Raw genomic sequence first — 608 nt, forward strand, 5'->3', positions numbered from 1 at the left:
TTATTCTAGAAAGGTGAGAAGTCGCGTGAAAGTCATTACCATGGATATGTTTAACCCCTACTACGATATAGCCAGAAAAATTTTTCCTAACGCTAAAATCGTTCTCGACCGCTTTCACATTGTCCAACATCTCAGTCGTGCTATGAACCGTCTTCGCATCCAAATCATGAATCGTTTTGATAGAAAATCGCACGAATATAAGGCATTGAAACGTTACTGGAAACTCATTCAACAGGATAGCCGTAAACTCAGCGATAAACGATTTTATCGCCCGACTTTTCGCTCACACCTGACCAATAAAGAGATTCTCGAAAACCTTCTTGCATACTCTCAAGAACTTAGAGAGCACTATGACCTCTATCAACTATTACTGTTTCATTTCCAAGAGAAACAAACAGACCATTTCTTTGAACTGATTGAAGAAACGAGTTCTTGTGTAAATCCTATTTTTCAAACTGTTTTCAAGACCTTTTTGAAATACAAGGACAAAATCATGAACTCACTGGAACTGCCCTACTCAAACGCAAAACTAGAGGCTACTAATAACCTCATTAAGGTCATCAAGCGCAATGCTTTTGGCTTCCGGAACTTTGAAAACTTTAAAACTA

At 38.2% G+C, this 608-nt stretch carries 1 protein-coding gene; it reads left to right on the forward strand.

The annotated features are described in order from the left end of the window. The coding region (locus ADF68_RS06550) for an ISL3 family transposase (RefSeq protein ID WP_049549125.1) at window positions 1-608 on the forward strand (608 nt) is incomplete at both ends.

Origin of the sequence: Streptococcus pseudopneumoniae (genome assembly GCF_001068775.1) — a bacterium.
Lineage (GTDB): Bacteria > Bacillota > Bacilli > Lactobacillales > Streptococcaceae > Streptococcus > Streptococcus pseudopneumoniae_N.